This is a genomic window from Gaetbulibacter jejuensis (assembly GCF_039524015.1).
Taxonomy (GTDB): Bacteria; Bacteroidota; Bacteroidia; order Flavobacteriales; family Flavobacteriaceae; genus Gaetbulibacter_B; species Gaetbulibacter_B jejuensis.
This window is the reverse complement of record NZ_BAAAGF010000005.1, coordinates 161,632-175,795: the sequence shown is the minus strand read 5'-3', so window position 1 is coordinate 175,795 and position 14,164 is coordinate 161,632. Positions and strand designations below refer to the sequence as shown.

At 33.5% G+C, this 14,164-nt stretch carries 8 protein-coding genes; 4 read left to right on the top strand and 4 right to left on the bottom strand.

What is annotated here, in order from left to right:
• The first annotated feature begins 24 nt into the window (after window positions 1-24).
• Window positions 25-2,523, top strand: coding sequence for a DUF5686 family protein (locus tag ABD011_RS14770; RefSeq protein ID WP_343799497.1), 2,499 nt, complete (start codon window positions 25-27; stop codon window positions 2,521-2,523).
• A gap of 71 nt (window positions 2,524-2,594) precedes the next feature.
• Here ABD011_RS14770 and ABD011_RS14765 read toward each other — a convergent pair whose 3' ends face one another.
• Window positions 2,595-4,364 (bottom strand): DUF4209 domain-containing protein, encoded by a 1,770-nt coding sequence (locus ABD011_RS14765; RefSeq protein WP_343799495.1) that lies wholly within the window; start codon window positions 4,362-4,364, stop codon window positions 2,595-2,597.
• A gap of 163 nt (window positions 4,365-4,527) precedes the next feature.
• On the opposite strand from ABD011_RS14765, the gene ABD011_RS14760 reads away from it, so the two are divergent.
• Entirely contained in the window at window positions 4,528-5,055 is a 528-nt protein-coding gene (locus tag ABD011_RS14760; protein ID WP_343799493.1) for an inorganic diphosphatase, read from the top strand.
• A gap of 115 nt (window positions 5,056-5,170) precedes the next feature.
• Entirely contained in the window at window positions 5,171-7,588 is a 2,418-nt protein-coding gene (locus ABD011_RS14755; RefSeq protein ID WP_343799491.1) for a sodium-translocating pyrophosphatase, read from the top strand.
• Between the two features lie 67 nt (window positions 7,589-7,655).
• Here ABD011_RS14755 and ABD011_RS14750 read toward each other — a convergent pair whose 3' ends face one another.
• The 3 genes from ABD011_RS14750 to ABD011_RS14740 all read right to left on the bottom strand — a co-directional run bounded on the left by ABD011_RS14750 (window position 7,656) and on the right by ABD011_RS14740 (window position 10,738).
• Entirely contained in the window at window positions 7,656-8,270 is a 615-nt protein-coding gene (locus tag ABD011_RS14750) for a deoxynucleoside kinase (protein WP_343799489.1), read from the bottom strand.
• 2 nt (window positions 8,271-8,272) lie between these two features.
• Window positions 8,273-9,052 (bottom strand): hypothetical protein, encoded by a 780-nt coding sequence (locus tag ABD011_RS14745; protein WP_343799487.1) that lies wholly within the window; start codon window positions 9,050-9,052, stop codon window positions 8,273-8,275.
• A gap of 96 nt (window positions 9,053-9,148) precedes the next feature.
• Complete coding sequence (locus ABD011_RS14740; RefSeq protein WP_343799485.1) at window positions 9,149-10,738, bottom strand: T9SS type A sorting domain-containing protein; 1,590 nt, start codon at window positions 10,736-10,738, stop codon at window positions 9,149-9,151.
• A gap of 194 nt (window positions 10,739-10,932) precedes the next feature.
• Here ABD011_RS14740 and ABD011_RS14735 point away from each other — a divergent pair, with 194 nt between their 5' ends.
• The gene (locus ABD011_RS14735; protein ID WP_343799483.1) at window positions 10,933-14,148 is read left to right on the top strand and encodes a T9SS-dependent choice-of-anchor J family protein; all 3,216 of its coding nucleotides are present in this window, start codon (window positions 10,933-10,935) and stop codon (window positions 14,146-14,148) included.
• Window positions 14,149-14,164 lie beyond the last annotated feature (16 nt).

Sequence of the window (14,164 nt, the reverse complement as noted above, 5' to 3'; positions counted from 1 at the left end):
TATTGTTGATGAAGTTTTTTGCTTATGAAGATAAAATTAATAGCCCTATTTTTTTGCTTAGGAATTGCTAACGTATTGGCACAGACCAAAGTTAGCGGTCATGTAGTAGACGAAAACAACGACCCTGTTGCTTTTGCTAATGTACTTTTTAAAGGATCTACCGAAGGTACAATCACTAACGAAAATGGTAAATTTTATCTTGAATCTGAAACTACTTGGGATGCTCTCATCGTTTCTTTTTTAGGTTACGAAACTTTAGAGTTGCCACTTGCCAAAAAAGTAAACTACGAGCTCAATTTGGTTTTAAAAGAAGAAGCTGATGCACTTGATGAGGTTGTAATTGTTACAGGAAAGCAATCTAAAAAAGCCGAAGAAAATCCAGCTATTGCCATTTTAAAGAAAATATGGGAACACAAACGTAAAAACGGACTCAATCAGTTTAAGCAATACGAGTACGATAAATACGAAAAGGTTGAGTTTGACTTAAACACTATTGACAGTGCACTTATAAAAAGTAAGCTGTTTAGAGGTATGGAGTTTGTTTTTGAAGAAGTAGACACCTCAAGAGTAACAGGAAAAACCTACTTACCAATATTTATTAATGAAGCCGTAAGTAGAGTTTATGGCGATAATGTGCTAGACAAGGAGAAAGAAGACTTAAAAGGGAATAAAAACTCTGGTTTTAGCAACAATCAGGTGATTATCGATTTTGTAGACGACCTGTATTCCGATTATAACATTTACGACAACTACCTTAAGTTTTTTGATAAAAGCTTTGTAAGCCCAATTTCTAAAACAGGAATTAACACTTACAACTATGTGCTTTCTGATAGTTCGTTTATCGATAACAAATGGTGCTACAACATTATTTACTATCCACGTAGAAAAAACGAACTCACTTTTAAAGGCGATTTTTGGGTTGCTGATACTACCTATGCTATCAAAGAAATTAATCTGCAAGCCTCTAAAAGTGCTAACATAAACTGGGTAAAAGAAATTTATATAGAACAAGAGTTTGAAGTCCTTAACGACTCGTTGTTTTTGATAAAGCGCGATTATTTTATGTCAGATTTTGCGCTGAACAAAAAAGAAAAATCTCGTGGAATTTACGGTAAGCGTACCACCTTGTATGATAATTATGAGTTTGATAAACCAAAAAACGAAAAGTTCTATAGCGAAGAGGTTTACAACTACAATGAAGACGTTTACAATCGTGATGATTCCTTTTGGGAAGAAAACCGACTAGAGTCGCTTAACAAAGACGAAAAAGGTGTTTACAAAATGTTAGACACTTTAAAAACCGTAAAAAAGTTTAAACGACTTTACAATATTGGTAGCGTGTTAGCTTCAGGTTACATTGAGTTTCCGAGTATTAATTTTGATTATGGACCTATCTTTTCAACGTTTGGATATAATGAAGTAGAAGGTGTAAGGGTAAGAACAGGAGGTCGTACCTATTTTGGACCAAACGACCTTTGGAGGCTCGAAGGGTTTTTAGCTTACGGTTTTAGAGACGATAAGTTTAAATATGGTATCTCAGGAAAATGGTTGGTAGATAAAAAGAATCGTATTATTCTCTCTGGTGGAAACCGAAGAGATGTAGAGCAAATAGGAGCGAGTTTAACCAATTCAACCGATGTTTTAGGACGTAGTTTTGCCTCATCTGCTGTGGTTGGTACAAGTCCTAACGATAAGCTTTCTAGTATTAATTTAACAACACTTTCGTTGGAAATTGAGCCAGTAAAAAACCTTGTGTTTAGGCTAGGAGCTAACTATAGAACTTTAGAGTCGGCTTCAGAAACTTTTAGTCTCGATTATTTTGATGAAGAATCTCCTACAGGAATTTCATCTGAAATAAGACAATACGAAAGCACGCTTTCGGTATCGTATTTCCCAAAACGAAAAATGACAGGTTTTGGTGTAGAGCGTAGAAATGCCAATGATAATTATGCAAGTTTATTTGCTCAATTAAGCAAAGGAGATCGTACTGTTTTTGGTAGCGATTTTGACTATACTAAATTGCAGTTTTCATACATACAACCATGGCAAGTTGGTGGTTTTGGTCGCTTAACCACAACTATTGAAGCAGGTAAAACTTTTGGCGAAGTTCCGCTTGGGTTGTTAAGTGTAGTTCCTGGTAACCAGTCGTATTTTTCTATTTACAACACTTTCTCGCAGTTAGATTTTTATGAGTTTGTAACTGATACCTATTCGTCGTTGCATTTAGAGCATAATTTTAATGGTCGATTATTTTCGCGTATACCATTTCTTAAAAAGTATAACCTAAGAGCTATTGTTGGTGTACGTGGTGTTTGGGGAGAAATTTCACAAGAAAACCGTAACCTTAATGCTTCAGGTTTAATCTACAACGCACCTAGTGATGAGGTGTATTACGAATACAGTGTTGGTGTAGGTAATATTTTTAAAATACTACGTATAGACTTCAATTTTAGAGGAAATTATCTCGATACACCTGACGCACGAAAGTTTGGTGTTACAGGAAGTTTTGGGTTTTATTTTTAGGAGGTTTGTTTAGCGTGTTCGTGTTATGGCTAGTTGCGTTGGCAAGAACTAATAATTACTTTTAGCCATTGTCAGCTGTTGTTTTTTTCGTTAAACGTATATTTTCCAAGTCTCAAAATACAGAAAAAAACTAAAGTCACAGCTTGTAAATTGTAATCAGAAAATTCTAAAAATGAGTGAGCAATATTGTTCCTCAAATTTTTTCCTTTTCTAGTAAATGCATATTTAAACAATTCAATGTCCTTTTCTGTAAAGTATTTTTTTGTTGTTTCGTTTTCTAATAATTCCTCAAGTAATTGTTCTTTTAATTCTCCATTTTTAGAGGTAGATGTATTACCTCCAGACAATCTGATAAAGTCTCTTAATGCACCTTCGAATTTTAAAGTCAAAGAATCCATTGCTAAAATGAAGTTGTTGATTTTATTAGTATTCATTAAAACCGAGAGTTCAAATTGAGCAAAAAGATTATGGATTCCTGGTGCGAGCATTGTTAACCAGTTCGAGTTTTGGTCAATTTCATTATCGGTCATTCCTCTTTTGAATTTAGTACCATACCAAGTTTGAGATTCAAAAAAGTCATAGATTTTGTAATAATTGAGTTTACCTGTTAAAATTCCGTCTACAAACACTTTTAGGAAAAGACTGAAACATTTAACTCCGTGGGAAATCGTATAACTCTGAATGATTTCTTTATCAATTTTTTCTGAATCCTTTAAATTCTTGAAGTTGCTGTTTATGTCAAAAACACTTGTGCTAAATAAATTATGAATTGAGTTTTTAATACTTTTCTTGGCATTTTCTTGATTTTCAATTGGGTCAACTAGAATGTCTTCGTTAATTGAGAAGAAAGCAAGTATTCCCTCTGTTGGCATATCCAATATGACTTTTGATTTCATATTGAGATAACTATTAAACATTTCTGTTTCCTTTTCTCCAAGTTGCCAACTTACTTTTCCGAGTTTTACCGTTTGCTTAAGGCGATTATACTCTTTAAGATTTTCTTCTGCTTTTTCTAACTTACCTGCAAGTCTTAAATATTTTGCCTTTGTTCCAATTGTGGTATACTTGACAAAGTCTGTATCCTCTTGATGCTGTTCTAGAATCAAGTCTTCGTTTTTGGCTAATAACTCATACAGTTCATTTAACGGAAGTTCTAGTAAATTATAAAGTTGTATACCAGTTTCTAATTTTTGCTTATTTGAAAAATATGATACAGGATTTTTTTCTTCAATCCAACTTGGTAATTTTAAAGCAATATCATTTAGTTCCTTTTTAGTAAGAATATTATTTTCTAGAATAGAATTTAAAATATTTGGTTTAAACCAATTTGGTAAGTCATTAACAAGTGTAATTGCGACTTCTTTGGCGACTTCTATTTTCTTCTTTGTTTTCTTTGATATATGTAAAATTGCAGAAAGAATTATGGGCAACTCACGAGCTTCCTCCGATTTGATTCTATTGATTGTAGCAACATAATTATCAATAGCTATTTCAGCATATTTATGATGCTTAATTTCTTGCCAGAGTAAATGAGAATATCTTGATTTTAGCCAAGTATTTTGTGTAAATTCTAATCGCTGTTTAAGATATTCTATGTCCTCCTTTTCTAAACCAATTGTTGTAATTTGACCTTGTGAATCTGTGACTTGAACGTTTGTCACTAACTCGCCTTTATTTAGATTGTAATTGAGTGATTTTCTTTCTATAATAATTTTCTTTTCCCACTCTCCTTTGATTTTAGCGGTTGCTTTCAGTTCTCGATGAATGTTCCATATACTTAATGAGTTCAAATTTTCAATTGAGGCATAAAAGTCTTTTAATTCATTTGGAATTTCATTCATAGGTTTTGGTCAAACTAATAGCTAATAATAAAAATATGGATTGACCTAATAATTCATATCCACTGTTAAATTACGGTTATTTTTTTGATAAAGTCAAGGGTAATTAATTGCCATAACTCAAACATTACATTATATTTGCAGCCCGAAAAACAAATATAAAAATATGACAGCAGCAGGAAAATTGACCTTTGATGTACTAATAGAAATCCCTAAAGGAAGTAGAAATAAATACGAATACGATTTTGAATTAAAAAAAATTAGATTTGATCGTATGTTGTTTTCATCAATGATGTATCCTGGAGATTATGGGTTTATTCCTGAAACTTTAGCTTTAGATCAAGATCCTCTAGACGTTTTAGTATTAGGAACAGAGCCAACATTTCCAATGTGTGTTATGGAAGTAAAACCAATAGGTGTGTTTCACATGACAGATGAAAAAGGACCAGATGAAAAATTAATATGTGTGCCAATTTCTGACCCAATCTGGAATAGATACAACGATATTGAAGATTTAAACCCACATAGAATTAAAGAAATTGAACACTTTTTTCAGGTTTACAAAGACTTAGAAGAAAAGAAAGTTGATGTTGGTGGTTGGGGAAATGCTAAAGAAGCATACGAAATCCTTAACAAATGTGTTGAGCGCTACGAAAGCAGTGAGCACAAAGCAAACGGTAACTTTACAATATAAAATAGCTTGTAACATAGCAATTTAGAGCCCTTACACTGCAGAAGTGTAAGGGCTTTTTAATATTAATCCATTTTGTTACATTTGTTAAGATACAAACTAATCAAATTAATAAAATATGGAATCAAATATGATTTTTGTGCCAATGATATTGGCAATTGTAGGATTACTGTTCATGTTCGTAAAGATGTCTTGGGTTAAAAAACAAGCACCTGGAAACGAAAGAATGCAAGGCATTTCAAAATCAATTAAAGAAGGTGCACTAGCCTTTTTAAATGCCGAATACAGATTGTTAGCAATATTTGTTGTTATTGCATCTGTAGCTCTAGGAGCAATATCTTACTTTGTTGATACTACACATTGGATTATAATAGTAGCTTTTATTATAGGAGCTATTTTTTCAGCTCTTGCAGGAAACATTGGTATGCGAGTTGCAACCGAAGCCAATGCACGTACTGCCGAAGCTGCAAAAACAAGCTTACCACAAGCGCTTAAAGTGTCGTTTGGTGGTGGAACAGTAATGGGACTAGGTGTTGCTGGTTTAGCAGTACTAGGACTTAGTTTACTGTTTTTTGTTTTTATGAAAATGTTCATTGTTGGCGAAGCTTCTTTTTATGACGAAATGACTATTGCTCTAGAGGCATTAGCAGGTTTTTCATTAGGTGCTGAATCTATTGCACTATTTGCGCGTGTAGGTGGTGGAATTTACACTAAAGCAGCCGATGTTGGTGCAGATTTAGTTGGTAAAGTTGAAGCTGGTATTCCTGAAGATGATCCTCGTAATCCTGCAACTATTGCAGATAACGTAGGAGATAACGTTGGTGATGTAGCTGGTATGGGAGCCGATTTGTTTGGTAGTTATGTAGCAACAGTATTAGCAGCTATGGTATTGGGTAATTATTTAATTAAAGATATGTCAGTAAATACACCTTTTACTGATAACTTTAATAATATGGGACCAATCTTGTTGCCAATTGTTATTGCAGGTGTAGGTATTTTAGCTTCAATTATAGGAACGTTTTTAGTGAAAATTTCTGGTAATAACGCTAAAGAAGCTCAAGTTCAAAAAGCATTAGACACAGGAAACTGGGTAGCTATCATTATAACTTTAGCAGCTAGTTTTGGTTTAATTAAATATATGTTACCTGAAACTATGAGCATGAAGTTCTTTGGTGAAGGTTATGTAGACGTATCATCAATGAATGTGTTTTGGTCAGCGTGTATAGGATTAGCTGTTGGAGCACTAATTTCGGTAGTTACAGCTTATTTTACATCATTAGGTAAAAAGCCAGTTTTAGATATAGTACAAAACAGTTCAACAGGAGCAGCAACAAACATTATTGCTGGTTTAGCTGTAGGGATGAAATCTACATTTGCATCAGTAATTTTATTTGCAGCTGCAATTTATGGATCGTATGAGTTAGCAGGATTTTATGGTGTTGCTTTGGCAGCATCTGCTATGATGGCTACTACAGCTATGCAGTTAGCTATTGATGCTTTTGGACCAATTGCTGATAACGCAGGTGGTGTTGCTGAAATGAGCGAGCTAGATCCTGAAGTGCGTGAGCGTACAGATATTTTAGACTCAGTAGGAAACACAACTGCAGCTGTTGGTAAAGGATTTGCTATTGCCTCTGCTGCATTAACTGCATTAGCGCTATTTGCTGCTTATGTAACGTTTACAGGAATTGATGGAATAAACATTTTTAAAGCTGATGTATTAGCAATGTTATTTGTTGGAGGAATGATTCCTGTAATCTTCTCAGCTTTAGCAATGCAATCAGTAGGAAAAGCTGCAATGGAAATGGTACATGAAGTACGTCGTCAGTTTAAAGAAATTCCAGGAATTATGGAAGGAACAGGAACTCCTGAGTATGCAAAGTGTGTTGATATTTCTACACAAGCAGCATTAAAAGAAATGATTTTACCAGGTTTAATTACCATTATTACTCCTATACTAATTGGTTTAATTTTTGGAGCTGAACCATTAGGAGGTTATATGGCAGGAGTATGTGTTAGTGGTGTAATGTGGGCAATCTTCCAAAACAATGCTGGAGGAGCTTGGGATAACGCTAAAAAATCGTTTGAAGCTGGAGTTGAAATTAATGGTGAAATGACTTATAAAGGAAGTGATGCGCATAAAGCTGCTGTAACAGGTGATACTGTTGGAGATCCTTTTAAAGATACATCAGGGCCATCAATGAATATTTTAATTAAGCTAACATGTTTAGTAGGATTGGTTATTGCTCCAATTTTAGGTGGTCACACTGCTGAAACTGGTTTAGCAGGTAACGATGATATTACTAAAGAAATTACCGTTGAAATTAATGATGATGGAACCACAGGGAATGCTGTAGCTGTTTTAACTAAAACAACAACTGTTAATGGAGAAACCACTACTGAAGAAAAAATTATTGAAGGTACTCTTGAAGAAGTTGAAGCTAAAGTAGAAGCAATGAACAATGATAAGACTGTTGATGATGTTGAGGTTAAAATAAAGAAAACAGTTACTGAAGAAATTGAAAAACAAAGCTAGTTTTCAAAGTTATACTACAAAAAAGCCACATCAATTTGATGTGGCTTTTTTGTTTGTCTTTTATTGTTTAGAATAAACCGTTTATTTCGGCATCTATTTTATTAATGATAAAACCAAGGTCTTCAGGGTTAGCAACAAAATCTAGGTTGTCTACATCAATGATAAGTAGTCTTCCTTTGTCGTAACCATGTATCCAAGCTTCGTAGCGCTCATTTAATCTACTTAAATAATCAATGCTAATTGAGTTTTCATAATCGCGTCCACGTTTATGAATTTGTGATACTAAGTTTGGGATAGTGCTTCTAAGGTAAATTAACAAATCAGGACCTTGAACAAGAGATTCCATTAAATCAAAAAGTGAACGATAGTTCTCAAAATCTCTATTGGTCATCAATCCCATAGCATGAAGGTTAGGTGCAAAAATATGAGCGTCTTCATAAATGGTTCTGTCCTGTATAATGTCTTTTCCGCTTTGGCGAATTTGTAATACTTGTCTAAATCTGGAATTTAAAAAATAAACCTGCAGGTTAAAACTCCAACGCTCCATCTGGTTGTAAAAATCATCTAAATACGGATTGTCTACTACGTCTTCTAATTGTGGTTCCCAGTTAAAATGTTTGGCTAATAATTTGGTGAGAGTTGTTTTACCTGCACCAATGTTTCCTGCTACTGCAACATGCATGTTTATTTAATTTTTAGTTGGAATTTACTTAGGATTTTGCTGTCGTAAATATACAAGGTTTCATTGGCCAATAAAAACTGATTTATTAACAATTTTGACCTTTGAATTGGTACAACATCTTGACTATTACTTGCTAAAAAGTAGAGTTGATTATCAGTTTTTAAAACCACATTTTCATTATTTAAAGCCATTTCAGTGAAGCCTTTATTTTCCATTTTAGAAATAAGACTTCCTAAATAATTGTACTTGTACAAGTACTTTTCGGTAAGCATCCAGCAATAGTTGTAGTTGCTTTTTAGATCGAGTACATTAGATTGTACAGGAAGCGATCTAACCTTAACCTTGTTCATTTTATAGTCATAAAGTTCAAGTTGTTGTAAATCTTGATTAAAAACCCAAAGCGAATTGTCAAAACCAGTAGTAATATGTGATACATTTTTATAAGGTTGCATCATATTAAAATCTATTTTGAAAATTTCGGCTAAACGATTATCAAGAATAATAACAGTATTAAAACTCTTGTAAAACAGATTAATTTTTAATGGATTAAAAGCATTAGCAGAAGTAATGTTTCCTAATTGAACATTGCTGTAGTTTATTGATTTATTATTTGAAGTTTTATAAAACGTATTGTTTTTAATATGGTAAAGCGTTTCAAAATCGTCAATACTAATAATCGTTTCCTTTTCAAGTTTTAAGCTATTTATAAGCTTTATCTGTATACTATCTTGAGCATAACCAGAATATATAAGGAATAAAAAAATGTAGTTAATCCATTTCATTGCGAAATGAAAAGTACAAAAATCAAACCATATTGCATAAATAAAAAAACACCTTTGTTTACAAAGGTGTTTTTTAAAGTTGCTATTAATCTAATACTACTCTTTTAAAACTTTAAAATTAGTTGAAGTTTCTCCAGAGTTAACGGTTACAATGTAAATTCCAGTAGCAAGACTAGATAAATCTACACTTACATCTTGTGCATTGGTTTCTTTAGTTAAAACAGCTTTTCCAATAATACTGTTTACTGTTACTTTATTAATGTTTTGGTTGTATTTTATATTCAATACATTATTAGTTGGGTTTGGATAGTATTTAAAACTGTTTAAGTCAAACTCGTTAACACCTAAAGTAGCATCGTAGGCAGCAATTCTAAATTTACCAAATTGATAAGCCCAACCCCAAACTCTTATTATTACTGTTTCTCCTGGAGTTTTATTAGTAAATAACATACCAGCAAATTCGTTACCTCCAATTACAAATTGATTGCTGCAATAAGCAGTTCCTGTGTTTGGTGGAGGTAGGTTGTAATGAAATGGTTCTAAGGTTTCTGTTCCACAAGAACCAGTATAAGTTTCAATGGCAGTGTCACTCAAATTAGTTTCAGTTGGTTCTGCTCTAGTTTCAATAGTAAAGCTACCTGAAGCAGGAACCACTACCGAAAACCATACGTCTTTACCATAGATGCCAAAATCTGGTAAGGTTCCGCAGTTAGGAAAATTAGAATTTCCCGGATTAACTGACGCAGATGTATTGGTAGCAACTATGTAACTGTCTTCAAAAGACTGACCAATTGTTAGTGCTATAGGGTTTGAACAATCATCGTTCGATGGCGCATCAGGCGACTTGTATGCACACAATTCAAAATAAATGGCTTGTGATGAATTTGATGATGTTACGCTTACATAATAAGTTTCTCCAGCAGTTAAATCGGCTAAAACAATATCTTGACACTGTAAGGTTGGAGATGTTGGTTCTTCAAGGAAAGGGTTTAAGAATCCAGGAGTTCCGCTATATACTCCTATGTATAAAGGAGTAGAACCATTTACAAGGTCTGCTCTAAAAGTATATTCTCCAGTTTCAGTTGGTGTAAAGCTGTACCACACATCAGGATTTGAAGTGCTGCATTCAGCTTCACTAGTATAAGTTGCATTAGTTGTGTATCCAACAGATGCATTTTCGCAAACATCAAAAGTAGACTCTAACAACACATCAGCATTTGCAGGTTCGTCGTTTGATGGCGCATCAGGAAAAGGATAAACGCATAATCTATATTGAGTAGATGCACTCGCTCCTCTGGTGTTAATATAATAAGTTTGACCCATAGTTAAAGTAGCGCTAAAATATCTTGTAGCACAACCAGTCATACTATTTAAGTTGCCTATAGTTCCAGAAAAAACACCTATTCTAACATCAAAAATGCTTCCTGTTAAAGCTTCAATTTCAATAGAATATTGACGCGTTTCAGTTGGTGTAAATGTATACCAAGAGTCAACCCAATTATCATAACCTGGACAAGTTGCAAATTCTGGAGATTTGGTAAACCCAACAAAATTTTCGGTTTCTTCATTTTCACAAACATAAGATGTTGAAGCAAGTATAGCAGGAGCTCCAATAGGCTCATCAGTTTGTCCGTTTACAATTTGGGAAAAAGCAATAACAAAGAGTAAAAGTAATTTTCTAGTCATGATTCATATTTGTTTTAGTCTTGTAACAAAAGTCAAAAAAAAAGACTTTTTTTCAATGTGTTTAGGTACCGTTAACTTATCGTTAACCTTAGTTTACTTTGTTAAATAAGTAATAGTGAATAAGTTTACACTCAACTTAGAGTTGTCTTAAGATAGCTAAGTTAATTCAGAATTAAAACTAAAAGACTAATACAATGAAAAAAAATTACTTATTTCTTGCCCTTATGTTCTTTAGCTTTTTTGCTAATGCACAAACGGTATCAATTAATGAAGTTACGCTTGGTGGTCTTACAACAAGTACATTTCAAGAATTGCCTATTGATCCTGACGATAATTATTCTTACTCACAGAGTATTTATTTGCAGTCAGAAATTAATCAAGCTGGTAGTATTTCAAAAATTACATATTATACTGATGGAGTTTTAGAAAATTCAAATGACATAGTTGTATATATGGCTGAAACTGCTAATGATACTTTTGCTTCTAATTCTGATTGGATTCCTTTAGCTAACTTAACACAAGTGTTTGCAGGCACATTTACAGTGTATAATAACGAGGTGTCTATAATTTTGGATACACCATTTAGTTACTCAAATACAGCAAACTTAGTTATAGTAGTTGACGAAAATCAAGATGATAATGACTCTAAAGATTTTATTGCACACAACTTAGGATTTTCAGAAGCTAGTGGAAGAGTGTTGCATTATGGAAATAATTTTACTAATCCTGATCCTGCGTCACCACCTTCTGGAATTTTAGATTACTACAGAGCGAATATTGAATTAGATTTTAACGCAATTACATGTTATCCTCCAAGTGCTATTAGTGTGGATGATACTTATGAAACTTCAGTAAATATTAGCTGGACCTCAAGTGCTTTAGAGTGGCAATATGTTGTGCAATCACCAGGAACTGGTAATCCTGACGCAGCTACACCTGTTGGTGTTTCGTCTAGTTCTGTAAACGTTCCAGGATTGACTAATAATACTGAATATGAGTTTTATGTGAGATCAGATTGTGATACTGATGGTGTGAGTGATTGGATTGGTCCAATATTTTTTAGAACTGCTTGTGGTATAGTAGATGATTTTTCTGAAAATTTTGAAAGCATGCCAGATGAACTTGTAACTCCTTATTGTTGGACAACAATTTCAAGTTCAACAGGAACAGAGCCTATATTTAAAGTAAATACTAGCTCTACGCAATCGTACTCTCCTGATAATTACTATGAAATTCAAATGAGTAATGATGATACTATGCTTTTAGTTTCTCCTGAGAGTACAACTATTGCCGATGGTATGCATAGAATAGAATTTGCAGCTAAAGTAAACTCAGTAGGTTCAGATGAAACTGTTATAAAAGTTGGTTTAATGTCTGACCCTAATGACGAAAATACATTTGTAGAACTTAACAGTTTTGCGCTAATTAACTCTTCTGAAAACACTAATAACTATTCACTTTACTATGTAAATGTGCCGTTAAATGCATCAGCAAGTCATTTAGCATTTAAACCAGAAACAACCGCTTCGTTTAATAAGATTGTTTATTTAGACAATATAGTTGTTACTACACAGCCTTCTTGTTTTGAGGTGCTAGATGTAGAGGCAAGTAATATTACCGATGTTTCTTTTGACTTAGAAATTACTCCAGATATTCAAGTGCAAACGGAATGGGAAATGGTAATTGTTCAAACTAGTTTAAACTTTAATCCAGCATTAGAAACTCCAATAGTAACAAGTTCCCTTACAAATAATATTACATTGGATTCTGATGGACAAGCAATTATACCAAATAGTCCTTATAGAATTTTTGTTAGAGCTAATTGTGATGCAGCAGGTAGTGATGGTTCTGGTTATAGCACTTGGTTTGGACCTTACGATATAAGAACCGCTTGCGCGCCATTTGCAACTAATTTTACTGAAGACTTTGATTTATATTCAGATGCTGATTTTCCTTTTTGCTGGAACAAAAACGTTACATCTTCTGGGTCTCCTCTAGTTGAGGTAAATACTTCCACATCGTATGCTAACTCAGGAGCTAATGCAATTATAATGAATACAGGTAATGATGCTAGTGCAAATGTGTTACTTATTTTACCTCAACATACTACTGCTAATGATGGTATGCATAGACTAGAGTTTTATGCTAAAAAGAATAGCGAGAATACTGATGCTAATATAATAGTTGGTACTATGAGTGATCCTATGGATGCTAACACTTTTCAAGAAATAACTGAATTTCCAATAACAACAGGTGGTTTTTCAGGTAGTTTTCTTCAATATTTTGTGAATTTACCAGCAAGTACTGATGAGTATGTAGTGCTTAAGCATGGAGCAGGTACTGGAGCAAGCATTGCTTTTTATATTGATGATGTTGCAATTACAGATCAACCTGCTTGTACTGAAGTGTATAATGTTGTAGCTGAAAATGTAACAGACGCTTCTGTTGAGGTTAGTTGGAATTTTCTTGGAGGACAAAACAGTTGGGAGTATGTTGTGCAACCTGCAGGAACAGGTGAGCCAGCATCAGGTGTTGTAACTTCGTCTAGTACTTCAAATAGCGATTTTAATAGTCTTACAGATAATACTGCTTATGAAATTTATGTAAGAGCTGATTGTGATGCAAATGGTACAAGCCCATGGGTTGGACCAGTTTATTTTACGACATTATGTGTGCCAGAATCTGGGACTTTCACCAACGGCTTTGAGGGTAATGCTAACAATGCTGAAATAGAACCATGTTGGTCTAGTTTAATTAATCCTGTATCAACAAGCCCATACGTGAGATACAGTACTTTTCAAGCTCAAGAAGGTTCTATTAGTGTGAGAATGTATAGTGGTAATGATGAAACTTCAGATATCTTTTTAATTACTCCTATGTTGTCTGATTTTGATAGCACTAAACAAATTCGTTTCCATGTTTATGATGATCACAATGGAGGTTTAGAGGTTGGTACTATGACTGATCCTACTGATGCTTCAACATATACTACATATCAAACATTTTTAGATGCAGATATGACTGATGATGCATGGGATGAGAAAACTGTGACCTTTGATAGTTATGCTGGATCTGATAACTATATTGTGTTTAAGTACAATGCTGCAACAACTTTTGATAATTTATACATAGATAATTTTACTTATGAGGATAATCCTTCTTTAAGTACTAACGATTATGATTTTAACAGCTCAGTTAAAATATATCCAAACCCAGTAAAAAACACATTACATGTAAGTGGTAGCACTATTGAGACAGTTGATGTTTATAGCATTAACGGAAAACACATCTTGTCACAACAGTTAAGTGCACAAACTATTGATGTATCTAATCTTGCTAATGGAATGTATTTTGTAAATCTTAAAGATGCAAACGGAAATACAGCTATTAAAAAGTTTATAAAAAATTAAACGTAATACTTTTTAC